Annotated in this window: 31 protein-coding genes; 15 read left to right on the top strand and 16 right to left on the bottom strand. The window is 68.7% G+C overall.

All coding sequences use genetic code 11. The annotated features are described in order from the left end of the window. Positions 1-55: 55 nt before the first annotated feature. Genes CSW62_RS04520 through CSW62_RS04510 form a run of 3 tightly spaced genes read left to right on the top strand, consistent with a single transcriptional unit; the run spans position 56 to position 2,246 of the window. On the top strand, positions 56-1,084 hold the full coding sequence (locus tag CSW62_RS04520) for a glycosyltransferase family 2 protein (RefSeq protein ID WP_099575987.1): 1,029 nt from the start codon (positions 56-58) through the stop codon (positions 1,082-1,084). Beyond that, positions 1,081-1,533, top strand: coding sequence for a GtrA family protein (locus CSW62_RS04515; RefSeq protein WP_099575986.1), 453 nt, complete (start codon positions 1,081-1,083; stop codon positions 1,531-1,533). The genes CSW62_RS04520 and CSW62_RS04515 overlap by 4 nt, the downstream gene beginning before the upstream one ends. Further along, on the top strand, positions 1,521-2,246 hold the full coding sequence (locus CSW62_RS04510; protein ID WP_099575985.1) for a bifunctional 2-polyprenyl-6-hydroxyphenol methylase/3-demethylubiquinol 3-O-methyltransferase UbiG: 726 nt from the start codon (positions 1,521-1,523) through the stop codon (positions 2,244-2,246). The genes CSW62_RS04515 and CSW62_RS04510 overlap by 13 nt, the downstream gene beginning before the upstream one ends. 191 nt (positions 2,247-2,437) lie before the next feature. Here CSW62_RS04510 and CSW62_RS04505 read toward each other — a convergent pair whose 3' ends face one another. Together CSW62_RS04505 and CSW62_RS04500 are read right to left on the bottom strand one after the other, a co-directional pair. Beyond that, positions 2,438-4,381, bottom strand: a complete 1,944-nt coding sequence (locus CSW62_RS04505) for a hypothetical protein (RefSeq protein ID WP_099575984.1) — start codon at positions 4,379-4,381, stop codon at positions 2,438-2,440. 78 nt (positions 4,382-4,459) lie between these two features. Further along, on the bottom strand, positions 4,460-6,211 hold the full coding sequence (locus tag CSW62_RS04500; protein ID WP_099575983.1) for a DUF6311 domain-containing protein: 1,752 nt from the start codon (positions 6,209-6,211) through the stop codon (positions 4,460-4,462). A gap of 147 nt (positions 6,212-6,358) precedes the next feature. Here CSW62_RS04500 and CSW62_RS04495 point away from each other — a divergent pair, with 147 nt between their 5' ends. The 3 genes from CSW62_RS04495 to CSW62_RS04485 all read left to right on the top strand — a co-directional run bounded on the left by CSW62_RS04495 (position 6,359) and on the right by CSW62_RS04485 (position 8,585). After that, complete coding sequence (locus CSW62_RS04495) at positions 6,359-6,895, top strand: hypothetical protein (RefSeq protein ID WP_099575982.1); 537 nt, start codon at positions 6,359-6,361, stop codon at positions 6,893-6,895. Between the two features lie 91 nt (positions 6,896-6,986). Then, complete coding sequence (locus CSW62_RS04490; RefSeq protein ID WP_233206611.1) at positions 6,987-8,153, top strand: alkaline phosphatase; 1,167 nt, start codon at positions 6,987-6,989, stop codon at positions 8,151-8,153. A gap of 150 nt (positions 8,154-8,303) precedes the next feature. Then, the gene (locus tag CSW62_RS04485) at positions 8,304-8,585 is read left to right on the top strand and encodes a hypothetical protein (protein ID WP_099575980.1); all 282 of its coding nucleotides are present in this window, start codon (positions 8,304-8,306) and stop codon (positions 8,583-8,585) included. Between the two features lie 65 nt (positions 8,586-8,650). Here the strand turns inward: CSW62_RS04485 and CSW62_RS04480 are convergent, their stop codons facing one another. After that, positions 8,651-9,583, bottom strand: a complete 933-nt coding sequence (locus tag CSW62_RS04480; protein WP_099575979.1) for a nucleoside hydrolase — start codon at positions 9,581-9,583, stop codon at positions 8,651-8,653. A 37-nt stretch (positions 9,584-9,620) separates the two neighbouring features. Here CSW62_RS04480 and CSW62_RS04475 point away from each other — a divergent pair, with 37 nt between their 5' ends. Beyond that, positions 9,621-9,764, top strand: coding sequence for a hypothetical protein (locus CSW62_RS04475; RefSeq protein WP_233206779.1), 144 nt, complete (start codon positions 9,621-9,623; stop codon positions 9,762-9,764). A 26-nt stretch (positions 9,765-9,790) separates the two neighbouring features. Here the strand turns inward: CSW62_RS04475 and CSW62_RS04470 are convergent, their stop codons facing one another. Together CSW62_RS04470 and CSW62_RS04465 are read right to left on the bottom strand one after the other, a co-directional pair. Further along, complete coding sequence (locus CSW62_RS04470) at positions 9,791-10,753, bottom strand: phosphoribosylaminoimidazolesuccinocarboxamide synthase (protein ID WP_099575977.1); 963 nt, start codon at positions 10,751-10,753, stop codon at positions 9,791-9,793. A 67-nt stretch (positions 10,754-10,820) separates the two neighbouring features. Next, positions 10,821-11,576 carry a YebC/PmpR family DNA-binding transcriptional regulator gene (locus CSW62_RS04465; protein WP_099575976.1) on the bottom strand — a complete coding sequence of 252 codons (756 nt, stop codon included), beginning with the start codon at positions 11,574-11,576 and terminating at the stop codon, positions 10,821-10,823. A gap of 154 nt (positions 11,577-11,730) precedes the next feature. Between CSW62_RS04465 and CSW62_RS04460 the strand changes: the two genes are divergently transcribed. Then, on the top strand, positions 11,731-12,396 hold the full coding sequence (locus CSW62_RS04460) for a glutathione S-transferase family protein (RefSeq protein ID WP_099575975.1): 666 nt from the start codon (positions 11,731-11,733) through the stop codon (positions 12,394-12,396). Here the strand turns inward: CSW62_RS04460 and CSW62_RS04455 are convergent. From CSW62_RS04455 to CSW62_RS04430, 6 genes are all read right to left on the bottom strand, one after another. Further along, entirely contained in the window at positions 12,393-12,806 is a 414-nt protein-coding gene (locus CSW62_RS04455) for an organic hydroperoxide resistance protein (protein ID WP_099575974.1), read from the bottom strand. The genes CSW62_RS04460 and CSW62_RS04455 overlap by 4 nt on opposite strands. A gap of 62 nt (positions 12,807-12,868) precedes the next feature. Beyond that, positions 12,869-13,702 (bottom strand): TIGR00282 family metallophosphoesterase, encoded by an 834-nt coding sequence (locus CSW62_RS04450; RefSeq protein ID WP_099575973.1) that lies wholly within the window; start codon positions 13,700-13,702, stop codon positions 12,869-12,871. 21 nt (positions 13,703-13,723) lie between these two features. Next, complete coding sequence (locus CSW62_RS04445) at positions 13,724-14,332, bottom strand: 5-formyltetrahydrofolate cyclo-ligase (protein WP_099575972.1); 609 nt, start codon at positions 14,330-14,332, stop codon at positions 13,724-13,726. A 268-nt stretch (positions 14,333-14,600) separates the two neighbouring features. Continuing rightward, positions 14,601-16,571 (bottom strand): S9 family peptidase, encoded by a 1,971-nt coding sequence (locus tag CSW62_RS04440; protein ID WP_099575971.1) that lies wholly within the window; start codon positions 16,569-16,571, stop codon positions 14,601-14,603. A gap of 85 nt (positions 16,572-16,656) precedes the next feature. Continuing rightward, complete coding sequence (locus CSW62_RS04435; RefSeq protein ID WP_099575970.1) at positions 16,657-16,983, bottom strand: cell division protein ZapA; 327 nt, start codon at positions 16,981-16,983, stop codon at positions 16,657-16,659. Positions 16,984-16,986: 3 nt separating this feature from the next. Further along, positions 16,987-17,427: a hypothetical protein gene (locus CSW62_RS04430; protein ID WP_099575969.1), complete on the bottom strand. Its 441-nt coding sequence runs from the start codon at positions 17,425-17,427 to the stop codon at positions 16,987-16,989. A 214-nt stretch (positions 17,428-17,641) separates the two neighbouring features. On the opposite strand from CSW62_RS04430, the gene gap reads away from it, so the two are divergent. The 3 genes from gap (at position 17,642) to fba (ending at position 21,256) form a co-directional block, all read left to right on the top strand. Then, positions 17,642-18,649 (top strand): type I glyceraldehyde-3-phosphate dehydrogenase, encoded by a 1,008-nt coding sequence (gene gap / locus CSW62_RS04425; protein ID WP_099575968.1) that lies wholly within the window; start codon positions 17,642-17,644, stop codon positions 18,647-18,649. 189 nt (positions 18,650-18,838) lie between these two features. After that, complete coding sequence (pgk, locus tag CSW62_RS04420; protein WP_099582171.1) at positions 18,839-20,029, top strand: phosphoglycerate kinase; 1,191 nt, start codon at positions 18,839-18,841, stop codon at positions 20,027-20,029. A 135-nt stretch (positions 20,030-20,164) separates the two neighbouring features. Next, entirely contained in the window at positions 20,165-21,256 is a 1,092-nt protein-coding gene (gene fba / locus CSW62_RS04415; protein WP_099575967.1) for a class II fructose-bisphosphate aldolase, read from the top strand. A gap of 63 nt (positions 21,257-21,319) precedes the next feature. Here fba and CSW62_RS04410 read toward each other — a convergent pair whose 3' ends face one another. From CSW62_RS04410 to CSW62_RS04400, 3 genes are all read right to left on the bottom strand, one after another. Further along, complete coding sequence (locus CSW62_RS04410) at positions 21,320-21,985, bottom strand: DUF1109 domain-containing protein (RefSeq protein WP_158235383.1); 666 nt, start codon at positions 21,983-21,985, stop codon at positions 21,320-21,322. 164 nt (positions 21,986-22,149) lie between these two features. Beyond that, complete coding sequence (gene nrsF / locus CSW62_RS04405; protein WP_099575965.1) at positions 22,150-22,788, bottom strand: anti-sigma-F factor NrsF; 639 nt, start codon at positions 22,786-22,788, stop codon at positions 22,150-22,152. Continuing rightward, positions 22,775-23,314: a sigma-70 family RNA polymerase sigma factor gene (locus CSW62_RS04400; protein ID WP_099582170.1), complete on the bottom strand. Its 540-nt coding sequence runs from the start codon at positions 23,312-23,314 to the stop codon at positions 22,775-22,777. Before CSW62_RS04400 ends, nrsF begins: the two co-directional genes overlap by 14 nt. Positions 23,315-23,524: 210 nt before the next feature. Here CSW62_RS04400 and CSW62_RS04395 point away from each other — a divergent pair, with 210 nt between their 5' ends. The 4 genes from CSW62_RS04395 (at position 23,525) to CSW62_RS04380 (ending at position 25,899) form a co-directional block, all read left to right on the top strand. Beyond that, a complete protein-coding gene (locus tag CSW62_RS04395; RefSeq protein WP_099575964.1) occupies positions 23,525-23,818 on the top strand; it encodes a DUF2282 domain-containing protein in 294 nt (97 codons plus the stop codon). A 62-nt stretch (positions 23,819-23,880) separates the two neighbouring features. Further along, complete coding sequence (locus tag CSW62_RS04390; protein ID WP_099575963.1) at positions 23,881-24,714, top strand: DUF692 domain-containing protein; 834 nt, start codon at positions 23,881-23,883, stop codon at positions 24,712-24,714. Beyond that, positions 24,707-25,459, top strand: coding sequence for a DNA-binding domain-containing protein (locus CSW62_RS04385; RefSeq protein WP_099575962.1), 753 nt, complete (start codon positions 24,707-24,709; stop codon positions 25,457-25,459). Before CSW62_RS04390 ends, CSW62_RS04385 begins: the two co-directional genes overlap by 8 nt. Beyond that, positions 25,456-25,899: a DoxX family protein gene (locus CSW62_RS04380; protein ID WP_099575961.1), complete on the top strand. Its 444-nt coding sequence runs from the start codon at positions 25,456-25,458 to the stop codon at positions 25,897-25,899. The genes CSW62_RS04385 and CSW62_RS04380 overlap by 4 nt, the downstream gene beginning before the upstream one ends. Here the strand turns inward: CSW62_RS04380 and CSW62_RS04375 are convergent. Together CSW62_RS04375 and CSW62_RS04370 are read right to left on the bottom strand one after the other, a co-directional pair. Then, positions 25,868-26,251, bottom strand: a complete 384-nt coding sequence (locus CSW62_RS04375; RefSeq protein ID WP_099575960.1) for a DUF2809 domain-containing protein — start codon at positions 26,249-26,251, stop codon at positions 25,868-25,870. The two genes, CSW62_RS04380 and CSW62_RS04375, sit on opposite strands and share 32 nt — an antisense overlap. Next, entirely contained in the window at positions 26,248-26,823 is a 576-nt protein-coding gene (locus CSW62_RS04370) for a tryptophan-rich sensory protein (RefSeq protein WP_099575959.1), read from the bottom strand. The genes CSW62_RS04375 and CSW62_RS04370 overlap by 4 nt, the downstream gene beginning before the upstream one ends. Between the last annotated feature and the right edge of the window lie 135 nt (positions 26,824-26,958).

The following is a 26,958-nucleotide window of genomic DNA, read 5'->3' as shown; positions in this document are numbered from 1 at the left end:
TGCCGGCCGCGCTTTCCCCTCCCCCTTCGCGCGTAACCCGGCTAAACCCTGCCTCATGGTTCAGTCGTCCGCGTCCGTCATCGCCGCGCCCCCCCTCGCGCTCCAAGCCGATCCCGTCGCTACGCGCTCGCGCGTCGGCAAGACGCTGTCGATCGTCGCGCCCTGTTTTAACGAGCAGGAGGTGCTGGACATGTTCTTCGACCGCATCGACGCCGAGCTGGCGCGGCTGGGGGTCGATTACGAGATCGTCTGCGTCAATGACGGCAGCCGCGACCACACCCTGGCGGTGCTGCTGAAACACCATCAGCGCGACCCGCGCATCAAGGTCATCAACCTGGCCCGCAACTTCGGCAAGGAGGTCGCCCTGTCGGCCGGCCTGGACGCGGTGACCGGCGACATGGTGGTGCCGATCGACTGCGACCTGCAGGACCCGCCGGAGCTGATCGGCCAGTTCATCGCGGCCTGGGAGTCCGGTGCCGACGTGGCCTATGGCGTGCGGGTCGACCGCAGCAGCGACACCTTCGTCAAGCGCCTGACGGCCCAGGGCTTCTACAAGGCCTTCAACCGGATGTCGGACGTCGACTTGCCCTACAACGCCGGCGACTACCGGCTGATGGACAAGCGCGTCGTCGAGGTGCTGCGCCAGCTGCCCGAGCGCAACCGCTTCATGAAGGGCCTGTTCGCCTGGGTCGGCTTCAAGCAGACGCCGATCCCCTATGCCCGCCCCGAGCGCGCGGCCGGGACCAGCTCGTTCCGCTACTGGAAGCTCTGGAACTTCGCCCTCGACGGCATCACCTCGTTCAGCACCGCCCCGATCCGGATCTGGAGCTATGTCGGCCTGATCGCCGGCCTGCTGGCGGCCTCGGCGGCCGTGTTCCTGGTGCTGCGCACCCTGCTGGAAGGCAACAAGGTCCCCGGCTACCCGTCGCTGATGGTGGTGATCCTGTCGGGCTTCGCCATCCAGATGCTGGCCATCGGCTCGCTAGGCGAGTACGTCGCCCGCATCTATCAGGAAGTGAAGGGCCGGCCGCTGTACGTGATCATGGACCGCTACGGCTTCGACGCCCGGGCTTCCGAGACGTGAGCGCCCTGCTGACCCCGGCGCGGCGCGAATTCCTGGTCTCGGCCCTGCGCTATGGCGTGGCGGGGGTCGCCAACACCCTGGTCGGCCTGACCATCATCCTGGCCCTGGATGTCGGGCTGCATGTCGACCCGCACATCGCCAACGCCATCGGCTATGCGGTCGGGGTCTGCGTCAGCTTCGCGCTGAGCAAGCTCTTTGTGTTCAAGGCCCGCCGCGCCGCGCGCTCGGCCCCGCTGCGCTACGGTGTGGCCGTGGCCGTGGCCTTCGCCCTGAACCAGGGCGTGCTGACCCTGGCGCGTCTGATCCTGCCGCACGGCGCCCTGTTCGACGTCGCCGCCCAGGGCGCGGCCGTGGCCAGCTATACCGCCGCGCTCTTCCTGCTGAGCCATTTCTGGGTCTTCGCCCACCAACCGACCACGACCGACCGGGACGCCGCATGGACCGCCTGATCTACGACCGCATCCGCGAGCTGGAGACCGACCACTGGTGGTTCGTCGGACGCCGCAAGATCCTGCGCGGCCTGTTGCAGCGCCTGGCCCCGCCGGCCGGCGCCCGGATCCTGGAGGTCGGCTGCGGCGCGGGCGGCAATGTCCCGCTGCTGCGCGAGTTCGGCGACGTGAAGGCCCTGGAGCCGGACGACGAGTCGCGCGCCTACGCCGCCGAGCGCCTGGGCCTGGCGATCGACACCGGCCTGCTGCCGGACGGCCTGCCCTACGCGCCCGAGACCTTCGACCTGGTCTGCGCCTTCGACGTGGTCGAGCACGTCGATGACGACGCCGGCTCGGTGAGAGCCCTGGCCCGGCTGGTCAAGCCCGGCGGCGCGATCCTGACCACGGTGCCGGCCTATCAGTGGATGTGGAGCCACCACGACGTGCTGCACCACCACAAGCGCCGCTACCTGCTGCCCCAGTACCGCGCCCTGTTCGAGGAAGCGGGCCTGAAGGTCGAGACCGCGACCTATTTCAACAGCCTGCTGTTCCCGCTGGCCGCCGTGCAGCGCACCGTCAAGAAGCTGCTGAAGGACAACAGCGCCGACGACGCCATGCCGCCGTCCTGGCTCAACAAGGCCCTGGCCGGCGTGTTCTCGCTGGAGGCCCCCCTCGCCGTCGGCGGCGGCCTGCCCTTCGGCCTGTCGATCGCGGTGATCGCGCGCAAGGTTTAGCGAAACCGACGGGGCGGCCACCGATTCAAACCCACCGTCATTCCCGCCCTTGTGGCGGGAACCCCTGGTTCAGCTGACACGTGAGATGCAAGCGGATCGCCAGCGATCCGCCCCGCCCGCCCTTGCGGCGGACAGAGGGGTTCCCGCCACGACGGCGGGAATGACGGCGGCTGTGGGCGTTGCGAGAACACCTACCGCATCACCGGCGTCGGGATGATCCGGATCGCTTCCAGCCCGACGCCCAGGCGGCGGGTGTCGTCCTTGCTGAGGCCCAGTTCCTGCGGGGTCTTGGCGTCGGGGATGTCGAAGGTCACCACCAGCTTGTCGCCCTTCAGCGCCTCGGGCGGCAGGTTCAGCAGGAAGTCGTGGCGCAGGGACGTGGTCAGGCCCAGCTTGTAGGTCTCCGACACGCCGGCGGCCGAGACCGTGGCCGTGCGGAACGGCGATTCCGGCGGCAAGAAGCCGAAGGCGGCGACCTGCAGCGAGGCGCTGGCTAGGGTGCGCTGGGCCGGGGAGATCGGGATCTCCACCGTCGCGCGATAGTCATCGGACCAGACGCCGGCGGCCTCGGGACCCGACCAGCCCTCGCGCAGATAGGGCACCCCGCTCCCACCAGCCTTGAACAGCAGCGACGGCGGCTCGACGCACGGGCCGACCATCACCACCACCAGGCCCACCGGCTTGCCCGAGCGGCAGCCGGGCTTGTCATAGGTGTCGCCCGGCAGGGTGACGATGTAGTCCACGTCGCCCGGGCGGTCCGGTCGACCGTCCCCCAGCAGGCTCAGCACATTGCCGCCGTGGGGCGAGCGCAGCATGGCGATGGTGGCCATGTAGGTGGTGACCGGCTTTACGTCCGAGGCCGAGAACATCACCTTCTCGCCCTCGATGCCGCGCGTCAGGCGCACCTCGCGCACGTCGTGCAGGATGGCGTCCAGCCTGTGGACGTCCAGGGCGCTGGGCCGCAGGAACAGGCACAGCATCACCACCAGCTGGGCGGCGAAGGCCGGGGCCGGGCCGATGGCGGCGAGCCAGGCGGGCGCGATCTTGTCGGAGGCGGCCTCGCCGGCAGGCGCGCGCACGCCCAGCACGGTCAGGAACCACAGCGGGGCGACGAAGGCCAACAGGGTGAAGACCCCGAAGCTGTGCTTGAGGACGGCGTATTCCGAGCCGTCGCCCTTGAACACGTACATGCCGTATTGGGCCAGGGAGGCCAGGGCCGCGGCCGCGCCCAGGCAGGCCAGCAGCACGGTGGCGGCGGTCGGGCCGGCGGCGTCCTCGACCGCGCCGGGATCGCGGCGCAGCTCGACCAGCAGCACCCAGGCCGACAGCAGGGTCAGCACGATGGCGGCGGCGGCCAGGCCGTTCAGTGGCATGTCGCTGGCCAGGTGCAGGCTGCCGTTGTTGGCCGCCATCCAGCGCATCCGCCAGAAATAGGGACTGCCGACGACGCCGCCGGCGATGGCCAGCAGGCCGACCAGGCCGACCCAGTCGAAGCGGCGGGCGTGGATCAGGTCGCGCAGCCAGGCCAGGGCCAGCATGGCCATCAGGGCGCCGGCCAGCTTCAGGGTCGGCACCAGGTGGAAGCAGCCGCAGAACAGCACCGCGGCGGTGGCGTAGACGACATAGAGCGGGCGCGAGCGGGGCAGCAGCGCCGCGCCGCCGACCAAGCATAGCATGGCCACGGCCTCGCCCACGATCTGCGGGAAGAAGAAGTTGTCGACCAGCTCGGCCCCGAACGCCCCGCGCACGGCGAAGATGTTGACCAGCATGAAGCCGAGGCTGGCGACCAGATAGGTCAGCGACACCCGCCGCGCCTGGTCGAACAGCACGATCCACACCACCGCCGCCGACAGCACCCCGGCCATCAGCAGGGCGTTCAGCTCGGACCAGCCCAGGGTGGCGAACAGGGCCGCGAACCGGTGGCTGAGCTTGGGATAGATGAACATCTCGGCCATGAACTCATGGCCCTTCTGCGGGATCAGGAAGGCGTGGCGCACGACCTCCATGACCTGCAGGTGGTAGGAGCTGTCCACCGACAGCGACAGCAGGCGGTCGGTCGATAGCAGGCCGGCGAGCAGCAGGCACCAGAGCGCCGCGCCGACGCCCCACATCCACTTGGTGTTCCTAGCGCCCATCTTCCCCACCCCTCAAGCAATGACCGCGCGTCCCCACGCGCGGTGTTCAGTCCATGACAAAGCCCTGTGGCCGAAGCCTCAGGGCGCGCCCGCCAGTTCGCCCGCCTTCACGGGCGTCAGGCCGCTGATTCCGTCAAGATCGCGTCCGCAGGCCACGCCGGCGCCGAAGCGATAGCAGTCGGTGCGCTTGGCGATCGGATCCAGGAAGCCGCCCTTCGCCTGGCCGTTGGCCATGACGATGGTGATGCGGCGATCGCCGGGCGCGGCGTCGACGAAGGTCTCCGGCCGGGTGACCACGCAGGGCGGATCGCTGCTGCGCGCGGTCGGATAGGTGTTGGCCGAGCCGCCGTTGCGGACGATGGCGTGGAACAGCTGCCGCATGACCGTCAGGTCGCCGTAGTTCGGCGTGCAGTAGTAGGTCGGCGCGAAGGTCCAGTGGCGGTTGGCGGTCTTCGGGCTGGCGGTCAGCGCGACCGGATAGGCCTGCGGGTCGGCCCAGCCGAAGATCTGGCGCACGCCATGGCGCAGCAGGCTGGTGTCGACGGCCTGCACGGCCAGGGTCGCGGCCAGCACCGCCAGCGCCGTCCGACGCGGCAGGCGGCTGGCCCAGGTGATGGCCAGGGCCAGCAGCAGGTAGCCGACCGCCCAGAAGAACCGGCCGTGGGCGCGGAAGCCGCCGACGATCTCGGCCAGTCCGCCCTTGGGCTTGGGCAGGTCGTAGACGTGGGTCTTGAAGGCGTAGGCCGACCAGCCCACCGCCCAGACCGTCAGGGCGATCATGGCCAGGATCATCGGCGTCCAGCGCGCCCAGAAGGCCTTGGAGACGCCGCGCCGGCGAACGGCCGCGACCAGCTGGAATCCGGCCATGGCCAGGATCAGCAGCAGAAAGCCGCCGCCGAGATACTGGTAACCCTCGAAAGACTGGGCGCCGTTGGCGTCGACCACGCCGGTGTACCAGGAGCCGGTCCACAGCTGGCCGGCCAGCTTCGAGGCCTGCGGCCAGAACGGGCCGACCAGATTCATCGAATAGACGCCCAGGGCCGTCGCCCCGCCGGTCAGGCCGCGGCCGTCCTGGTAGTCGAGGATCCAGGTCGAGACCGCCAGGGCGGCGATGGCCATGGCGACCGCGCCCAGCACGCGGATCAAGCCCCCGGCCCGGCGCTGCAGCAGCTCGGCCAGCAGGGCCGCGCCGAAGGCGGCGGCGACCGGCGGCAGGTGATAGGCGTGGATCCCGACGATCAGGGCGAACAGGCCCGCGAAACAGGCCGCGCGCTTCCAGGTCAGGCCCTCGCGGATCGAGCGCACAGACAGGGTCAGGCCGACCAGGATGATCCAGTGCCCCGACAGCGCCACATGGCCGAACTGGCGGGCGATCCAGGCCGGCAGCATCAGCGACGCCAGGCCGCCCAGCAGCAGCACCCAGCGGTCGGTGACGCCCAGGGCCCGCAGCAGGCCGATCATGCTCCAGACCTGCAGCGGATAGGACAGCAGCAGGAACAGGCCCAGCGGGTTGAACAGATGCGACAGGCCGGTGGCTTTCAGGACGATCGCCAGCCAGGGGATGCTGTCGGTGAAGACGATCGAGATCGGCTTGTCGCCCAGCCCCGTCACCGTGGTCAGCGGCCAATGCCAGGGCTGGCGGATGAACGCCTCGTACGAGGCGGTCATCACCGCCATGTCGCCCTTGGGCCGGCCCCAGAATTCCGCGTGGGCCGAAGCGATGTCGAAGCCGAACATGAAGCCGCACAGAACGACGGGGATCAGCGTCGCCGCCAGGGCGAACAGGATCTGGCCCCGATCGGCTTTGAAGTCGGCCCTGAACGGAATCATGCGCTCCCCCGAGTGTTGAGGGCACTGCTTAGCATCGAAGCCTGGCGCAGCGCATCCCCGGACGCCGCCTGAGGTTGCAGCTATAGTTTATGCTTGTAATTTCCCATCACTCCGCCAACCTCGTTCCGTTGCCCAGGGAGAGACGTGATGGCGGTGCAGGACTATGGGACGCGCAGGAGCCGGCGGCTGTGGACGCCGCTGATCATCACCTCCATCGCCGTGTGCGGGACCCTGGCGGCCTTCGTCTTCACCGGCTTCGACCTGGCCCGGTTCGAGCTGGCCCAGGGCGCCCTGCCCCCGCCGTCCGGCCCGGAGCTGGCCCGGGCCCGCCCGGCGGCAGAGGCCGAGTGGCGAATCGTGCGGGCCAATCTCGACGCGCGGCTGAAACAGACCCTGCCGCTGGAGCTGGGCGCGGTGTGGTCCACCCGCACCGGCCAGATCTGCGGCCTGGTCAACGGCCGCGGCAGCTTCGGCGGCCTCTCCAGCATGGTGCGCTTCTATACGGTCGACCAGAAGCCGGTGTTCCACCAGGACGTCGAGCACGTCGTCTTCCAGAAGGCCTGGTTCGAGTGCCGCCGCGACCCGTATGTGGCCCTGCACGCGGGAACCCTGGAGCCGGGTTTCTGCGGCAGCGAGGCCGGAAAGCGGCACTGCTACACCACGCGAGGCGGCGCACGGGAGTAGGCGGCGGCTGTCGCACTTGTTTCACACAAGCCGCGCCGCGTAGCGGCTAGAAGCCGTCCCCATGACACGATGTCCGCCTTGGGAGACGCCTATGTTCAAAGGTCTTTTGGTCGCCGCCGCCCTGTCCCTGGCGATCGGGTCACCCGCCCTGGCGCAGCCCGCGCCTCCGCAGAAAGCCCAACCGCAAAGAGCAAAGAACATCATCGTCTTCCTTGCGGACGCGGGCGGCGTCGCGTCGGTGAACGCCGCCAGCCTGCTGGGCTACGGCGAACCGTTGAAGCTGCATGTCCAGCACTGGCCCAATCTGGGCCTCAGCGAGACCTCGCCCGTCGACCAGTTCGTGTCGGACTCGGCCAACGGCATGTCGGCGATCATGACCGGCGTGAAGACCCGCAACGGCGTGATCAGCCAGTCTCCCGCCGCGGTGCGCGGCAAGACCGACGGCGAGCCGACCAAGACCCTGCTGGAATATGCCGAGGCGCGCGGCCTGCGCACCGGCGTCGTCACGTCCCAGCCGATCACCGACGCCACGCCGGCGGCGACCTACGCCCACTCGAACGATCGCGGGAAATGGGGCGAGATCTTCCAGCAGGCCTTCACCCCGCGCTATGGCGACGGGGTCGACGTGCTGTTCGGGACCGGCCGCGCCAGGATCGGCCAGCAACTGGCCGCAGCCGGAACCGGCTTCGACCAGATCGCCAAGGCGCATGGGCGTCCCATCTACGCCCGGCTGGAGGACGCACCCGCGACGAACATGCGGCCCGTGGTCGTGGCCGAAGGCGAGATCGACACCCGCGCCGCGACGCTGCGGGCCCTGGACCTGCTGAAGGGCTCGCCCAAGGGCTACCTGCTGGTGGTCGAGTGGGACGCCCACACCGACGACCCGCGCGAGGGCCTCCAGCACATCGTCGATTTCGACAAGCTCATCGCCGAGATCGAGTCGCGCGTCGACCTCAAGGACACCCTGCTGGTGTTCACCGCCGACCACTCCTTCGGCCTGCAGGTCGACGGCGGCCGGCGCGGCGAGCCGCTGCTGGAAGGCTATGACGCCTGGAAGGCCAGCCAGAAGCCGGGTGGTAAGGACGAGGACCTCATCCGCCTCAAGAACGTCATGGTCAACCGCAGCCACACGGGCGAGGAGGTCGTCGCCCTGGCGACCGGCCCCGGGGCCGAGCGCGTGCGCGGCTACTTCCCCAACACGCACCTGTTCGACGTGATGATGGACGCCTGGGGCTGGAAGAAGGACCCGGCGAAATAGGGTTCAGCCGACGGAGCGGATCTCTCGCCTTCCCGTTATCCCGGGCGCCGAACGGAGGCGTCCGGGATAGCGGGATTTGAATTTGGCGACGCGGGCTGGAACGGTCTCGCGGCGTCCCTATCTCCGCTCCAGCGTATAGGGAGACGGACGATGGTCGAGACATCGGACGATGGGATTCTGACCGAGTACATGGTCAGCTACTGGTCGATGAAGCACGAGAAGCTCGACCGACCCACCAGGCTTCTCGAGACCCTGTACATCACCGAGCGCTACCAGGCCGGCGAGAACCTGCGGGAAGCGCGCTCGGCCTATGACCACGCCGTCTGGAACGGCGTGCCGGTGGCCGAGATGGATCGCCGCCTGGCCGAGCTGGACCAGTTCATGCGCGACCTGGTGCGGGAACGCGCGGCCCAATGGGGCCAGCCGCACTGAAGCTCTGGGGCAAACATCCTACACCTTCAGCTTCATTCCGCCCCCCCCCAAGGCGCTCAGGGCGCTCAAGCCGCCTCGACCGCGCTGCCGCCGAACAGCCCGCCCAGGATCAGGCGCTTGACGGCGTCGACGTCCAGGCCCGTGCAGACCTCGGCGTTGGGCGCGCCGTCGACGCGGTCGACGCGGCCCTGGCGCTCGCCGTCGATGATCACCCGCAGGCGCGCGGGGGTGAAGGTGAAGAGCTCGGGCGCGACCAGGCTGGCGGCCGCCACCGCGTCGTGCGGCCGGCACCCCTCGCCGCCCCAGACCTGCTGGTGGAAGGCGATATAGGGGCCGGCGGCCTTGGTCAGGCGCTGCGACAGGGGCGAGCCGCAGCAGATCGCGCCCTTGGCCAGGTCGTCGGCGGTGACGGACACCTGGTGGGAGGCGTCCATCGGCATCAGGCGCGGCATGACCCCGCCCTCCAGGGTCCGCTGCAGGGCCTCCGGATCGCTCCAGCTGTTGAAGTCCGCGCCGCCGGTCGCCTTGCCGGCCACCTCGAAGGCGCCGGCCATGATCGTCGGACGCCAGTCGCGAAAGGCCGCGGGGTCCTCCAGCAGGCCCTTGGCCAGGTTGGTCAGAGGCCCGAGGAACAGGCCCGTCACCTTGCGACGCGCGGCGAAGGCCAGGAAGTTGGCGGAGTGGCCGCGCTCCAGTTCGGGCAGTTTCCAGCGTTGCGAGAAGCCCGCGCCGTTCAGGCCGTCGACCCCGTGGGCGGGCCGCATCCGCTCGACCCGGCGGCGGGCCAGGCCCGAGCCGGCGCCGATATAGACCTCGGCCCCGCAGCCGGCCAGCCGCAGCACGCCCCGGGCGTTGGCGGCGGCCTGATCGACATAGGTGTTGCCGAACACGGCCGAGACTGAGACCACGTCCACGGCGTGTCGCGCGCGGGCCAGCAGGGCCAGCGCCAGGGCGTCGTCCACGCCGCAATCGGTGTCGATGTGAACCCGCAGGACCATGCGGCGCAGTCTAGCCGCGCGGTGTGACCGCGAGAAGGTGGCAAGCACGGACAGACGCCCCCTCCGTCACGATGCGTGTCCGCATCGCGCCACCTCCCCCGTTGCACGGGTGAGGAGGAAGCGGCCGCTCTCTCCTGCCCCGCTTGCGGGGGAGGTGGCGCGGCGCCGACAGGCGACGTGACGGAGGGGGCGCTCGCGACGCCCGCCCTACCCCGCCAGGTAGGCGTCCAGGTTGCGCTTCACGCGGGCCAAGACCGGCTCGTCCGCGTCCGGCCGCTGGAACGTGTGCCCCGTGATCGTCTCGAACGCCTCGATATAGACGTCAGAGGTCTGCCGGATCAGGTCCGCGGGGATTTCCGGGATCGGGTCGTTATAGGGATCGCAGCGCTGGGCGACCCAGGCGCGGACGAAGTCCTTGTCGAAGCTGTCGGGGCGCTCGCCCGCCTCGAAGCGCGCGTCGTAGGTCGCCGCCTTCCAGAAGCGGCTGCTGTCGGGGGTGTGGATCTCGTCGGCCAGCACGATCGCGCCGTCGGCGTCGAGGCCGAACTCGTACTTGGTGTCGGCCAGGATCAGCCCCCGCTCGGCGGCCAGCGCCTGGCCGCGCGCGAACAGGGCCAGGGCGTAGGCGCTGAGCTTGTCCCACTGGTCGGCCGTCAGCAGGCCCTGCTCCAGGATCTGGGCGGGCGAGAGCGGCGCGTCATGGTCGCCGTCGGCGGCCTTGCTGGTGGGGGTCAGGATCGGCTCGGGCAGGCGCTGGTTGGCGCGCAGGCCGTCAGGCAGGGTCACGCCGTACATCTGGCGCTCGCCCTTGTTGTAGAGCGTCAGGATCGAGGTCGAGGTGGTCCCGGCCAGATAGCCGCGCACCACCAGTTCGACCGGCAGCATCTCCAGACGCCGGCCGATCAGCACGTTCGGGTCCGGATAGGCCACGACGTGGTTGGGGCAGATGTCGGCGGTGGCGTCGAACCAGTAGCGCGCCGTCTCCGTCAGCACCTGGCCCTTGTAGGGCACGGCGCACAGGTTGCGGTCGAAGGCGCTGAGGCGGTCCGAGGCGACGATCACCCGGCGGCCGTCCGGCAGGTCGTAGTTGTCCCGCACCTTACCGCGATAGTGGTTGGGCAGGCCGGGCAGGTCGACCACGTCCAGGGCGTTCGGGGCGGAAAAGGTCACCGGGGCCTCGTCGCTGGAAAGACTGGAAACAGGAAGGGGAGGCCCATCGGACCTCCCCAAGGACGCGTCAGCCCAGCTTGGCCAGGTCTTCGTCGCTGATGTCTTCGTTCGAATAGACGTTCTGGACGTCGTCGTCGTCGTCGAGCAGGTCGAGCAGCTTCATCAGGGTGGCGACCGAGTCGCCGGTGACCGGCACCTGCATCTTCGGGCGCCAGGCGATCTTGGTGTTCGACGCCGCGCCGAACTTGGCTTCCAGGGCGGCGGCCACCTCGTTCAGGCTTTCGAAGGCGGTGTAGATGGTGTGGCCTTCGCCGTCCTCGTCCATGTCCGACGTGACGTCGTCGGCGCCGGCCTCGATGGCGGCTTCCATCATGTCGTCTTCCGACGCGGCCTTGGCCGGATAGGTGATCTGGCCGACGTGATCGAAGTTGAAGGTCACCGAGCCGGTGGCGCCCATGTTGCCGCCGATCTTGGTGAAGTAGGACCGGACGTTGGCGGCGGCGCGGTTCTTGTTGTCGGTCAGCACCTCGACGATGATGCCGACGCCGCCGGCGGCGACGCCTTCGTAGCGGATTTCCGAGTAGTCGGCCGCGTCGCCCATCTGCGACTTCTTGATCGCGCGGTCGATGACGTCCTTGGGCAGGCTTTCGGCCTTGGCGTTGTTCACGGCCAGGCGCAGGCGCGGGTTCATGGCCGGGTCGGGCAGACCGGTCTTGGCCGCGACGGTGATTTCCCGCGACAGCTTGGAGAACAGCTTGGAGCGCGCGGCGTCGGCGCGGCCCTTGCGGTGCATGATGTTCTTGAATTTCGAGTGGCCGGCCATTCGGAGGCTCTGTCTCTGATCTGAAAAATGGAGTGTGGGCGCTTCTAGCCCCCGAGGGCGGGTTTTGTCACCCCCAAGGGGCTTCGACCCAGGCTTGTGCTTTGCCCCGGCTCGACAATAGTTGGGCGATCCGTCAACGATCCAGAAGCGACCGATGAGCCTGACCCTGCACGCCCACCCGCTGTCGTCGTTCTGCTGGAAGGTGCTGATCGGCCTCTACGAGAACGACATCGCCTTCGAGAACGCCATGGTCAACCTGGGCGATCCGGCCGGGCGCGCGGCGTTCCTGACGCTATCGCCGATGGGCAAGATGCCGGCGCTGCGCGATGAGCTCCGCGACGAGACGGTGCTCGAGACCAGCGTCATCCTCGACTATCTGGACCTGCGCTATCCCGGACCCGTGCGCTTCGTGCCGCGGGATCCGGACCTGGCCTGGAAAGTGCGGTTCTGGGACCGGTTCTTCGACCACTACGTCCATCACCCGATGCAGCGCATCGTCGCCGACCGCATCCGACCGGCGGACGCCGGCAAGGACCCGTACGGCGTCCGGGAGTCCTACGCCCAATTGGCCACGGCCTGCGATCACCTGGAAAAGCAACTGGCCGACGGCCGCGACTGGATGTGCGGCGACTTCGGCCTGGCCGACTGCGCGGCCATGCCGGCGCTGTTCTACGCCGACAAGGTCCAGGCGCCAGAAGCGCCATTTGGGGACCGCTGGCCGCTGAGCCTGGCCTATCTGGAGCGCCTGAAGGCCCGGCCCTCGGTCCAGCGCGTGCTGGCCGAGGCCGAACCGTTCTTCCAGTACTTCCCGGCGGCCTAGGCGACTTCCAGCGCCACATCGACGTTACCGCGCGTTGCCTTGGAGTACGGGCAGACCTCGTGGGCGGCGTGCAGAAGCTTCTCGGCGGTCTCGCGGTCCAGGTCCGGGGCGGTCAGCTTCAGGCGCACGCCGACGTGGAAGCTGGTGTCGTCCTTGATCAGGTCGACCTCGGCGTCCAGGCTGTGCTCGCCCAGCTTGACGCCCTGGTTGCGGGCCACCAGGCCCAGCGCGCCCAGGAAACAGGCCGAATAGCCGGCCGCGAACAGTTGCTCGGGATTGGTCCCGTTACCGTCGCCGCCCATCGACTTGGGGAAGGCCAGCTTGACGTCCAGATGGCCGTCATCGGACTTGGCGGTCCCGTTGCGGCCGCCGACGGCGTGGGCGTGGGCGGTGTAGATGGCGTCGGTCATGGCAAGCTCCTGAGGGTTGGCTGAAGACAGCCAACCCTCAACGCATGACGAAAGCAATCGTGTCAGACTTCGGGGATGCTCTGCTGCAAACGGCCGCCGACGCGGATAGGCTCGACGCGCGTCGCCAGGCCCGTGCGGTCGTCGGTCTCGACGAACACGCCGCACACCGTCGCCGGACCCGAGGCCGGCGTGTAGCGCCCTCCGCTGATCTTGGTGGTGAACCGGCGCAGCGGCTCTTCCTTTTGATTGCCGATGACGCTGTCATAGTCGGCGCAGGCCCCGGCGTCGGTCTGGTAGGCCGTGCCGCCCGGCAGGACCTGGCAGTCGGCGGTCGGAACGTGGGTGTGGGTGCCGACCACCAGCGAGGCGCGGCCGTCGCAATAGTGGCCCATGGCCATCTTCTCGGACGTCGCCTCGCAGTGCATGTCGACGATCACCGCGTCGGCCACCTGGCCCAGCGGGGCCTTGTCCAGCTCGCGATCGGCGGCGGCGAACGGGTCGTCCATGGCGTCCATGTGCACCCGGCCCAGCAGGTTGACCACGAACACCGTCTTGCCCGAGTCGGTCTGGAACAGATGGCTGCCCCGGCCCGGCGCGTCGGACAGGATCGGGTAGTTGGCCGGGCGGATCAGGCGCGGCTCGCGCACGATGTAGGTCAGGGCCTCGCGCTGGTCCCAGCTATGATTGCCCAGGGTCAGGCAGTCGGCGCCGGCCTCGAACAGCTCGCGCGCGGTATTCTCGGTGATGCCGAACCCGGCGGCCGCATTCTCGGCGTTGATGATCACGAACTCGAGGCCGAGCCGGCGGCGAAGGTCGGGCAGATGGTCGGCCAGGCCGTCACGGCCCGACTTGCCGACGACATCGCCGAAGAAGGCGAAACGCATCGATAGGTCCAAGGAAAGGTGTGGATCGAGCCGTCAGCGGCTCATGTCATTGACCGCGATATACTCTTTTTCTGTGAGAATAGCGTCCAGCCTTTGATCGTGCGGCTCGTGCGGCAAATTCTCCACCTGCTGGCCGCTATAGGCCAAGCCCAGGGCGAAGACCTCTTTCTGTGCGCGCAGCGCCTCCAGCGCCCGGTCGTAATAGCCGCCGCCCTGCCCCAGCCTCAGGCCGTCTCGCTGGAAGGCCAGCAACGGCGTGATGACCAGATCGGGTTTAACCCCCAAGGCCTGTGGCGGGGGACCGCGCAGGCCGATGGCGTCATGGACCAGGGGCGTCTGCCGATCCCAAAGTCGGAACACCATCTCGCCCTCGTCCTTGTCCAGCACCGCGGGCAGCGCCAAGTCCCAGCCCGCCTCCGCCAGCTGGTCGGCCAGGATGTGGGGCGACACCTCCGAGCCCAGGCCGTGATACACGGCGGCGATCTTGCCCTCCGGGTTCGGGAACAGCGTGGCCAGCGGCCCGCGCGCCACTTCGGCGATCATCCAGTCAGCTTCGGGATGTTCGAGGGCCAGCTGCTTGCGCTGGTTCCGCAGGAAGACGCGCAGCGCGATCTTGGCCGCGAGGGGGTCGGCGATGGTCATCCATCGCTTATAGAAGACCCCGGCTTATAGAAGAAAGGTGGCGGCGCCGCGAAGAACCGTGAAGACGTTTCAATCCACTCGAACCTGTTAGTTACAGGTGGGCCCCGTGTTCCCGCAGCCACGGCCACGGGAGGGAACAGGTCCCGATAGAGAGATTAAGGTCCCTGGGAATAGAAATCTTCGACGAGGGCCACAGCAAGACCCGCCGTCGATCAATATAGGGGGTCGGGCGCCCCAGCGATAGAGGCGCCCGCGTCGCAGGCGACAATCAGCGGCCCAGCGACGCCTTGAGGAAGGCGTCGGTCTTGGCCAGCATCTCGGTTCGCGCCGTGTCGTCGTTGAGCTGGTGGTCCAATCCCTTGAACTCGACCAGCTCGACCTTGCCGCCGGCGTCGCGGAGCTTGCGCTCCATCAGCCGCGACTCGCCGATCCCGACATTGGCGTCGAGGTCGCCATGGAACAGCAGGACCGGCGCCTTGATCTTCGCGGCGTTCTGGGCGGGCGAGCCCTCGGTCACGTGCGGGCCCTTGCCGATGAATTCACTGACCTGGAGGTAGTTGGTGAAGTTCAGCGACTCGGCGCGCAGGGTCTCCAGATCGGTGACCGGCGCGATCGCCACGATGGCCTTGAAGAGGTCCGGATCCAGCACGGCCGACTGCAGCGCCGCATATCCCCCGTACGACCAGCCGACGATGGCCAGCTTGCCCGGCGCGGCGATCCCCTGCTGGGCGAGCCAGCGGCCGCCGTCGTTCACGTCGCCGATCGCCGTGCGCCAGGACTGGAAGCCGTTCTTCTGGAACCAGTCCGCGCCATAGCCGGCCGAGCCGCGATAGTTGGGTTGCAGCACGGCGTAGCCCTGCTGGGCGAAATACTGAGCGAGCCAGTCGAAGCCCCATTCGTCGCGCGCGCCGGGACCGCCGTGCGGCATGACGATCGTCGGCAGGTTCTTGCCGTCGCTGCCCGGCGGCAGGGTCAGGTAGCCCGGGATCTGCGTGCCGTCGGCGGCCGGATAGGTCACCGCCTTCACCGTGGCTAGCTTGAACGTCTCAAGCTGGGGCCGTGCGGCGATCAGCTCCTGCAGGTTCCGGGTAGTCTTGTCATAGAGGTAGTAAAGGCCCGGATCGCTGTCGCTGCCGGCGAACAGCAGCAGCTTCGATTCGTCGGCCGAGGCGTCGACGAAGGTGACCAGGCGACCCGGCAGGGCCTTGCCCAGGGCCAGACCCAGCTTGCGCAAGTCGGGATCGAAGAATTCGGTCTCGCGCTTGTCGGTGACGTAGGAGACGCCGACCACGCGGTTCTGGCGACCGATCCGCACCAGGCCCGTAACGTCGACGTCCGGTCGCGCCAGCACCAGGTCGCGCTTGAGGCTGTCGTCCAGCGCCGTCTTGTACAAGGCCAGGCGGCCGTCCTTGGCGTCAAAGCCGTAGACGACATTGAGCTTGGGATCGACGGCTTCGGGGCTGAAGCCGCTGTAGCCCGTGGCGCCGAGGGTCAGCTGGCCCAACGGCAGCCAGTCGCGGCGTTCAGGCTGGCGATAGAAATAGAGAATCTTGTCGCTGGCGTAGCCCGACGACCGCGTCGGCCGAACGCCCATCACCCGGACGGTCCCGCGCCCATCGCCGATATATTCGATGGCGTTGAGGTTTGGCTTCTCGACGGACCGGCGAGCCAAGGTTGTTGTGTCGACGCGATCGACGCCCAGACCGTCATCTTCCTTGGCAAGGTGGGTGCCAGTGCCGCGCTCCGGCACGTAGTCGCGGGTCATCAGGATCCCACCTGGCGCGTCGTCGGTCGCCCAGTCGATCACCACGCCGCCGTTCTGCGACATCCGCAACGAGCGGTCGTTTGTCTGTGCGCTGAGCACCTTCAGGTCGCCGCCGTCGCTGTTGATCGCGATCAGGCGGGTGAAGCCCAGCCGGTTCTGGGCGTCCTTCACGACGACATAGATCTGGCAGACCAGGCGCGTATTGGTCGACCAACGGCAGCTCGTCAGTCGTTCGGGGCTACCGTTGGAGGCGAGGATCGCCTTGGGCGGGCCGGCAGCGGCTGTGTCGACGACCTCCAGATGGACGCCGCGCCCAGCGGTCGGCACGATCATCGCCACCTTCTGGCCGTCGGGCGACAGGCTGATCTGCTGGATATATTCGCGCGCGCCGAACGCGGCGGCAGTGGAATCCGCCGCCAAGGCGGGGCCGCTCCAGGCCAAGCCCAGAAGCCCAAACGTCGCCAGCAATCTCATCGAGAGCCCTCTTCCGAACCAGGTCCCGACGATAGGGAATACAGCGGAGAGAACAACCTCAAGTTATAGCGAGAGCGTAGCGCCTCTACTCCGCCGCCAGTTTCTCGATCTTCTCGGCGGCCGCGTCCAGCGCGCGGATGGCGGCGATCTCGGCCTTGGTGCCGTCCTGGTTGAGGCGGGCGATCTCGGCGTTGGCGTGGGCCAGGCGCAGCTTCATGTCCGACAGCTCGTCGGCCAGCAGCAGGGCGCCCATCAGGAACAGCCGGGTCTCGCCCAGCTGGCCGACGTCGGAGCTGACCTGGCGGACCTGGCGGTCGAACAGTCGCGCCAGTTCAGACAGGTGCGGCTCCTGGCCGTCCTCGCAGCCGACCATGTAGGGCCGGCCGTTTACGTGGATGGTCACCTGGGCCATGCGTCAGGCCTCCCCCAAATCGCGGACTTTGGGATCGCCTGCCTTGGGCGCGTCGAACAGGTCGTCGTCCTGGACCAGCGCGTCGGCCTCTTCGGCTTCGTCGTCATGCGCGTGGTCGTCATTGGCCACGAACTCATCGCCGAGCGCGGAGCGGATCTCCGCGATGGCGCGGCCCAGGGCGGCGGAGGCCTGCTCGCCGGCTTCCTCCAGCGCCCTCTCGCGCTCGCGGGCGGCTTCCAGGTCGGCGACCAGGCGGACGCGCTCTTCGTCATCGAAGAGGCCTGGCTCGGCGGGCGACGAAGACGCGACAGGCGCAGCCGCGGCGACCGCGAGCGCGCGCTCGACCTCGGCGGCCCGGGCCGCCTGGCGCTGCTCAAGCTGAGCCACCGCGCGCTCCAGACGGCGCACGGCCAGGTCGAGGGCCGTACCGTCGGCCGGGATCATCGGCGATTTCCAATCATGCGACGCAACATATAGATGAGCCCCGTCTATGCCAGTCGTCAGGGCGACATTTGGGCGGCGGGGAGCCCATAGCAGCATTTCCCGACGCCGTGTCAGTTTCTAGGGCCTTGACTTCGCGCCTATCCCCCGCAAAACGGCGCCCAAATAGGGAACGCCGATCGAACTCGATCGCGCGGTCATAACAGGAGAACGACCCATGGCTATTCGCGTCGCCATCAACGGCTTCGGCCGCATCGGACGTCTGGTCCTGCGCTCCATCGCCGAGCATGGCCGCCGCGACATCGAGGTCGTCTCCATCAACGACCTGGGTCCGGTCGAGACCAACGCCCACCTGCTGCGCTACGACAGCGTCCACGGCCGCTTCCCGGGCGTCGTCACCTCGGGCGAGGACTGGATCGACGTCGGCATGGGCAAGATCAAGGTCACGGCGATCCGGGACCCGAAGGACCTGCCGCACAAGGAATTGAACGTCGACATCGCGTTCGAGTGCACCGGCATCTTCACCGCCCGCGACAAGGCCGCCCTGCACCTGGAAGCCGGCGCCAAGCGCGTGCTGGTCTCGGCCCCCGCCGACGGCGCCGACAAGACCATCGTCTACAAGGTCAACCACGAGACCCTGACCGCCGACGACATCGTCGTCTCGAACGGCTCGTGCACCACCAACGCCCTGGCCCCGGTCGCCAAGGTCCTGCACGACCTGGTCGGCATCGAGCGTGGCTACATGACCACGATCCACAGCTACACCGGCGACCAGCCGACGCTGGACACCATGCACAAGGACCTCTACCGCGCCCGCGCCGCGGCCCTCTCCATGATCCCGACCTCGACCGGCGCCGCCAAGGCCCTGGGCCTGGTTCTGCCGGAACTGAAGGGCAAGCTGGATGGCAGCTCGATCCGCGTCCCGACCCCGAACGTCTCGGTCATCGATCTGAAGGTTGTGCCGACGCGCGACACCGACGCCGCCGAGGTCAACGCCGCCCTGCAGGCCGCCGCCGATGGTCCGATGAAGGGCGTGCTGTTCACCACGACCGACCCGCTGGTCTCGTCGGACCTGAACCACATCGCCGCCAGCTCGACCGCCGCCCTGCCCCAGACGCAAGTCATCGAGGGCAAGCTGGTCCGCGTGCTCAGCTGGTACGACAACGAGTGGGGCTTCGCGACCCGCATGAGCGACACCGCTCTGGAAATGGCGAAGTTCCTGTAAGGAACGAACCACCAAACCCCGCTTCCGCAAGGAGCGGGGTTTTCCTTGGCCCGGTGGGGCCGCCCTCGTCCTTCGACAGGCTCAGGATGAGGGCTACTACTAGGCCCGATTTCTTGGGCCTTCCCCTTGAACCTCACCCTGAGCTTGTCGAAGGGCGAGGTTCAACGCACAGACTTTCAGGATCCGGCCATGACCTTCCGCACCCTCGACACCGCCGATCTCGCCGGCAAGCGCGCCCTGGTCCGGGTGGACTTCAATGTGCCCGTCGACGGCGGCAAGATCACCGACGACACCCGCCTGCGCGCGGCCCTGCCGACCATCCACTACCTGTCCCAGCAAGGCGCCAAGGTCGTGCTGCTGGCCCACTTCGACCGTCCCAAGGGCAAGGTCACGCCGGAGATGAGCCTGGCCTTCGTGGCCGAGCCGCTGTCGGCGCTGCTGGAGCAGCCGGTCGCCTTCGCCTCGGACGCCATCGGCCCTGAAGCCGCCAAGGTCGTCGACGCCCTGGAAAACGGCGGCGTGGCCCTGCTGGAGAACGTCCGCTTCCACGCCGGCGAAGAGAAGAACGATCCCGAGTTCGCCAAGGCCCTGGCCGCCAATGGCGACGTCTATGTCAACGACGCCTTCAGCGCCGCCCACCGCGCCCACGCCTCGACCGAAGGCCTGGCCCACCTGCTGCCGGCCTATCCGGGCCTGGCCATGCAGCGCGAGCTGGAAGCCCTGGACGCCGCCCTGGGCAACCCGAAGAAGCCGGTGATCGGCATCGTCGGCGGCTCCAAGGTCTCGACCAAGCTGGATTTGCTGCGCAACCTGGTGACCAAGCTGGACTATCTGGCCATCGGCGGCGGCATGGCCAACACCTTCCTGCACGCGGCCAAGATCGATGTCGGCGCCTCGCTGTGCGAGCCCGACCTGGCCGACACCGCCCTGGAGATCATCGACCTGGCCGGCGCGGCCGGCTGCAAGCTGCTGCTGCCGACCGACGTGGTGGTGGCCAAGAGCGTCAAGCCGGGCGTCCACGCCGAGACCCGCAATGTCTATGACGTCCAGCCCGACGACCTGATCCTGGACGCCGGCCCCGAGACGGTGAAGACCCTGCTGGCCGCCATGGACGCAAGTGTCACCCTGATCTGGAATGGTCCGCTTGGTGTTTTCGAAGTCCCGCCGTTCGATGAAGCGACCGTTTCGGCGGCGAAACATGCAGCATCGTTGGCCAAGTCGGGTAAACTCGTGGCCGTCGCGGGCGGCGGTGATACTGTCGCTGCACTGAACCACGCGGGCGTGTCGGCCGATTTCACCTTCGTGTCGACCGCCGGCGGCGCGTTCCTCGAATGGATGGAGGGCAAGACGCTTCCCGGCGTCGCGGCGCTCGAATCCTGAGATATTCAGCTGGCGCGGATCGTGCAGATCCGCGTTTAGCCTCTGTGAGACTGACCCGGGCAGAGAACGCACAAGCGTCACGGCCCCAAAAACAAGAAACGACCCAACCACTTAACGCTTGCAGGAGAGAACTACGTGGCTCGCATCACGCTGCGCCAGCTGTTGGACCATGCCGCCGAGCATGAGTACGGCTTGCCCGCCTTCAACATCAACAACATGGAACAGGGCCTGGCGATCATGGAGGCGGCCGACGCCGTCAATTCGCCGGTCATCATCCAGGCCTCGCGCGGGGCGCGGAACTACGCCAACGACATCATGCTGGCCAAGATGATCGACGCGCTGGTCGACATCTATCCGCACATCCCTGTGTGCATGCACCAGGATCACGGCAACGGCCCGGCGACCTGCGCCACGGCGATCCAGTACGGCTTCACCTCGGTGATGATGGACGGCTCGCTGATGGAGGACGCCAAGACCCCGGCCTCCTACGAGTACAATGTCGAGGTCACCCGCAAGGTTGTCCAGATGGCCCACAGCTGCGGCGTCTCGGTCGAAGGCGAGCTGGGCGTGCTGGGCTCGCTGGAGACCGGCATGGGCGAGGCCGAGGACGGCCACGGCTTCGAAGGCAAGCTCAGCCACGACGAGCTGCTGACCGATCCGGATCAGGCGGTCGACTTCGTCGCCCAGACCGGCGTCGACGCCCTGGCCATCGCCATGGGCACCAGCCACGGCGCCTACAAGTTCACGCGCAAGCCGGACGGCGACGTCCTGGCCATGAACGTGATCGAGGAAATCCACCGCCGCCTGCCCAACACCCACCTGGTGATGCACGGCAGCTCCAGCGTTCCGCAGGACCTGCAGGACATCATCAACCAGTACGGCGGCGAGATGCCCCAGACCTGGGGCGTGCCGGTCGAGGAGATCCAGCGCGGCATCAAGCACGGCGTGCGCAAGATCAATGTCGACACCGACAACCGCATGGCCATCACCGGCGCGATCCGCAAGATCCTGATGGAAAAGCCGGGCGAGTTCGACCCGCGCGCCTATCTGAAGCCCGCAAAGGAAGCCATGCGCAAGGTCTGCCAGGCCCGCTTCGTCGAGTTCGGCTCAGCCGGCCACGCCGACAAGATCAAGGCGCTGTCGACCGCGACCATGGGCAAGCGCTACGCCTCCGGCGAACTGCACGCCAAGTTCGGCGGCGACGCGGCCAAGGCCGCCGCAGAGTAGGCGTCGATCCCTTGAAGACGAAGAGGCCTCCCGGCGCGATCCGGGAGGCCTTTTTCGTGCCGGCTACTCCGCCGCGGCGAGAAAGCGGCGGCGGCGGGCCAGCAGCTTGATGGCGCCGGCTCCGACCGCGCCGCAGAGCAGCATGGCCAGGGTGAACCAGGGCCCCACGAAGGCGTAGGTTCCCTGCCAGCAGTGCAAGCCGTTGACCGTCGCCGCGACGCCCCCGCAAAACAGGCCGCAGGCGAAGCCAGTGGGCGCGGGCCGCTCCAGGTCGACATCGCGCAGACCCGCCGCGACCAGGGCCAGCATCGGCGCGGCGATGACCAGTATATTGCCGAGGCAGACGGCGGCGTTCGGCCAATAGAGAGCCGCCAGCGCAGCGCCGCTCATGCCGAGAGTCTGGAGGACGGCGGCGATCAGCATGGCGCAGGCCACGGCGCCCGCGCCGGCCAGGGCCCAGACGCCGCCCGACCTGCAGCGCGCCATCCGCGTGGCCGCGACCATGGCGCAGCCGGCCGCCGCCGCGGGATAGGCGGCCTTGATCCAGAAGAAGGGTTGGGCGGCGGCCACCGGCAGGTCCGGACGCACGTCCAGCCAGGTCAGGATGATCAGCACGCCCGTCAAGGCGCCGGCGGCGGCGACCTCGACCAGGCGCCACGGCAGGGTCGCGGCCGACCAGATGGGCGCCCCCCCATCCTTCAGGGAGACGACGGTGTCGTCGATGGTCACGCGCCTCTCCCCAAAGAGCCGTATGGCGGAACGCTTATCGCGTCTCATTCGCGAAAACGCCAGCACTTCAGTGGGGGAACGATGGTTTGTCAATCGACCGGAAGGCGACGACGCGAAACTTATTTTCGCTAAACCTCAGGATAGGCCGTCAAGGCCGCCCTTGCCTACCAGCGCAGCGCCCAACGCCCGATAATCGCGCCGAGGGCGGCCAGGGCCAGAACCCCGAGGCTGTACCACAGCGCCACGAAGGTGAAGGTGTTCTCCGGGCAGTGCAGGCCGTAGACCGTCGCCGCCACCCCACCCGCGAACAGCCCGGTCGCCAGGCCCGCCAGGGTCGGCCGGGTCGGCGCCATGCCGCGCACGGCCCACAGGCCCAGGGCCAGCATCGGCAGGCCCAGCACCAGGATGTTGCGGCTGCAGACGTGCCAGGACCCGCCGCGCAGCATCCGCAGCGCCATCTGGATGTCGGGGCTCATCATCGCCTGGACCAGGCCCGCGACCACGAAGACCGCCAGCACCGACAGGCCCAGGATCCAGCCCCGCCGGCCCGATCCGGTCGGCCTCGCCAGCCGCTCGACGGCCAGGTAGCCCGCCAGGCCCAGCAGGGCGGTGTAGAGCGCCTTCATCCAGAACATGCCGCCGCGCATGGCGGGCATCAGGTCGTGGCGCGTGTGCAGCCAGCCCAGCACCAGCAGCAGGGCCGCCAGGGCGCCCAGGCCGCCGACCGTGGCCAACCGCTTCGGCGGGGCGCGCGTCGGACCCGTGTCCGAGGCCAGGGCGTCGATCAGATCATCCGTTCGCACGGCGCATCCTTTCGGCCAGGGCCTTCAGCGCCCGGTGCAGGGCGACCTTGGCCGCCCCTTCGGTCATGCCCGCCTTCGCGCCGGCCTCGGCCAGGGACAGGCCGGTCAGCTTGACGTCGGAGACGAGAATCCGCTGCTTGTCGGGCAGGGTGGCGAGGGCGCGGTCCAGCTCAAGCCCGACGCCCGGATCAGGCTCGTCGGCGGCCAGGAATTCGATGTGGTCCTCGATCGGCAGGGTCTGGCGGACCTTTCGCCGGCGCCAGTGGTCGATCAGCTTGTAGCGCGCCACCGCATGCGCCCAGGCGGTGAACGACTGGGACGAGTCCCACGTCGACCGCTTCAGATGCACCGCCAGCAACGTCTCCTGCACAAGATCCTCCACATCGCCGGGCGCGCCGGACATCCGTCGCGCGAAATAGGCGCGCAGCCGGACGCCAAGAACGGCCAGACACTCGCGATAGGCGGCGGCGTCGCCGTCCAGCCCGCGCAGCATCAGCGCCTTCAAACGGGTCTCGGTATCCGTCACGCACACCCCTATTCGCGCGGGAAGGGCCGATGGTTACACGGTGTCGCGCCGCGCCGGAACGGGTGGAAAACGCCGCGCCGAAATTTTGTTGGGCGAACAGTGTAACCTTCACCGCCGAGGCTTCGTATTCCCCACTGACCGGGCGACGACACGCCGCTTCGGCCGCAACGATCCCAAGTCTTCCCGAAGAACGCACCAAGGAGAAACCCCATGAACCGCACCGCCACCACCGCCGCCCTCGCCGCCGTCCTCGCCCTCTCGGCCGGCGTCTCGATGGCCTCCGCCGCCGACGAGCACATGAAGAGCGGCGCCAAGGTCGAAATGGAAAAGTGCTACGGCGTGGCCAAGGCCGGCCAGAATGACTGCAAGGCGGGCGCGGGCACCTCGTGCGCCGGCACCTCGAAGGTCGACTACCAGGGCGACGCCTGGAAGCACGTCGCCAAGGGCTCGTGCGTCACCATGAAGACCCCGAACGGCATGGGCTCGCTGACCCCGAAGGCCTGATCCCTCTTCTTCCGATCTTCCCGGCCTTCGCCGGGAAGATCGGGTTTTGTTGAATGACAACCATGACCCCCACCGCCGGCCTCGGCCTCAAGCCCCAGCACTATGCCGACGCGCTCGCGTGCGAGGCGCAGGGCCTGTGGTTCGAGGTCCATCCCGAGAACTACATGTCGGCAGGCGGGCCGCGCCTTTCGGCGCTGGAGGCCATCCGCGCGCGCCGGCCGCTGTCGCTGCACGGCGTGGGCCTGTCCCTGGCCGCCGACGCCGATCCGGACGTCGCGCACCTGGCCGCCCTCAAGCGCCTGGTCGATCGGTTCGAGCCGTTCGTGGTCTCCGAGCACCTGGCCTGGTCGACGCACCGAGGCCAGCACCAGCCCGACCTCCTGCCCTTTCCCCGCACCCGCGCCGCCCTCGCCCGCATCGCCGACAATATCGGCCGAATGCAGGACGCCCTTGAGCGCATCGTGCTGATCGAGAACCCCTCGCTCTACCTGCCCCTGACCGGCCACGACCTGGATGAGGTCGACTTCCTGAAGGCCCTGGTCGCCAAAACCGGTTGCGGCCTCCTGGTCGACGTCAACAACGTCTTCGTCAGCGCCAGCAACCTCGGCTATCGCGCCGAGACCTATCTGGACGCCCTGCCCGCCGAGGCGATCGGCGAGATCCACCTGGCCGGCCACGGCGCCGATGAAGGCGGCTCCGACCTGCTGATCGACACCCACGGCGCGCCGGTAGCCGAGCCCGTCTGGGCGCTCTATCGCCGCCTGATCGACCGCATCGGCCCGCGCCCGACCCTGATCGAGCGCGACGACGACATCCCCGACTTCGCGACGCTGATGACCGAGCGCGACCGCGCCGCCGCGATGCTGGCGCCTGTCCTGGAGCCCGTTCATGCCTGAGCTGCTGGACTTCCAGGACGCCTTCGTCGCGGCGCTGGCCGGCGAGCGTTCGGCCCTGTCGCCCTGGCTCGCGCCCGGCGCCGGCGAGGCGGGGCTGTCGGTCTATCGCAACACCATCGCCAAGGGCTGCGTCGACGCTCTGGCCGCCAACTTTCCGACCGTGCTGTCGATGGTCGGCGAGGACTGGTTCCGCGCCGCCGCCGCCGTCTTCGCCCGCGCGGCGCCGCCGACTGGCGCGGCCCTACAGGACTATGGCGAGGCCTTTCCCGCCTGGCTGGGACGCTTCCCGCCGGCCCAGGACCTGCCCTATCTGGTCGGCGTCGCCCATCTGGACCGCCTGTGGACCGAGGCCCTGTTCGCCGCCGAGGCGCCGGTCCTGACCGCCGAGACGCTGGCCGCGCTGGCGCCCGAGACCCTGGCCGAGACGCGCCTGGCCCTGCATCCCAGCGTCCGCTTCGCCGCGTTCGAGGCCGGCCTGCCCAGCCTGTGGGCAGCGGCCCGCGCGGGCCATGACGAGCTTGAGCTCTCCGACCAGCCCGAAGCGCTGCTCTGCGTCCGCCCCCACGGCGCGGTCCGGCATCAGGTGATCGGCGAGGCCGAAACCGAGTTCCTCCGCGCCTGTCGCGAAGGCCAGACGACCGCCCAGGCCGCCGAGCGCGTCCTGACAACTCATCCCGCCGCCGACCTCGCGCCGCTGTTCGCCGGCCTGATCGCCGACGGCGCCTTCATGGACATCGACCAATGACCGCTGCTCTCCGCGCCCCCTTCGACGCTTTCGCCCGGATCGCCGGCAAGGTTCTGCCCGAGGACATCCTGACCCTCGTCGCCCGCCTCGGCGTCGCGGCGATCTTCTTCCAATCGGGCCGCACCAAGGTCGACGGGCTGCTGCACATCAAGGACAGCACCTATTCCCTGTTCGAGACCGAGTACCACGTGCCGCTGCTGTCGCCGGATGTGGCGGCGCACGCGGCGACCTATTCGGAGCACCTGTTCTCGATCCTGCTGGTGCTGGGCCTGTTCACCCGGCTCTCCGCGCTGGCCTTCCTGGGCATGACGGCGGTGATCGAGATCTTCGTCTATCCCGACGCCTGGCCGACCCACCTGTCGTGGGCCGCCCTGCTGCTGTTCCTGATCGCGCGCGGCGGCGGCCGGTTCAGCCTGGACCGGGTGCTGAAGATCGCTTGAGCCAGGCCAGGTCGAGGACCAGGGCCACGACCGCGCCGACCAGGTAGCAGAGCAAGTCGGCAGGATCGAAGACGCCGCCCAGCACCACGCGGGCCAGGCGATTTCCGGCCAGGCCCACGGCGTCCAGCACATGGATGAGCTGGCCCAACTCAATGGCCACCGCGATGGCGAAAGCGACGCCCGCCGCGCCGATCTTGTCCAGACGCGTGGTCGCACGAAGCGCCAGATAGACCAGGACCACCGCCAGGACGTCGCCAAGATACGGCCGCACGAAGCCGTCACGCCACCAAAGCGCGATCACGACCTCGATCAGGAAGATCGCGCCGGCGAGCAGCGCGTAGCCGGCCGTCAATGGATGGTGGGCATGCGCGGCACGGGCCGACGCCACAGCTGTGAGGTCAGGGCGTTGGCGATGCCGAGCCAGCCGAAGTCCGGGGCGACGCCGCCGCCGACCTTGCGGGCCTCGATGGCATAGGCCGCCGAGGCCGTCAGCGAGGCCGTGGCCGCGCCCAGCTGGCCGTCCAGGCGCTTGGCGCCCAGGCCCAGCCACAGGGCGTTGAAGCCCTGCACCAGGCTCCAGATCGTCAGGGCGCGGGTGCGGGCGGGGCTGGCCGGCGCGTTCCAGGTGCGCAGGCCCGACAGGGTCATGGCGATGAACAGCGGCGGCAGCAGCAGGCTGGTCAACGGCTTGGGTTGATGGGCGACCGGCTCGTGCATCTCGGCGAACTCGACGGCGTACATCTCGTCGTCCAGCACCTGCTCGTGGCGGCGCCCCATGACGATGGCCGCGATGATCGCGCCGCCGGCCAGGGCCGCGCCGACAGCGATCTGCGCTGCGGGATGGTGGCCTTCCCGCCGATCCAGCTCGAACGCCTCGCGTCCAGCCAAGGCGCGCTCGCGCGACTTTCCGTTGGCGATATGCATGGCGGGACTCCCTCGTGAACTCGCAAGGTCAAACAGCCCAGCTGAACCTTGGTTCCAGCGCGACCGGGACCTCTGGCCCATGATGGCCTGATCCGCGCCGCGCGCCAGCTAAAACGCCTTCGGGCCTCGTGCGAC

The organism is Caulobacter sp. FWC2 (genome assembly GCF_002742625.1).
Lineage (GTDB): Bacteria > Pseudomonadota > Alphaproteobacteria > Caulobacterales > Caulobacteraceae > Caulobacter.
This window is presented reverse-complemented; position numbering and strand designations above follow the sequence as displayed.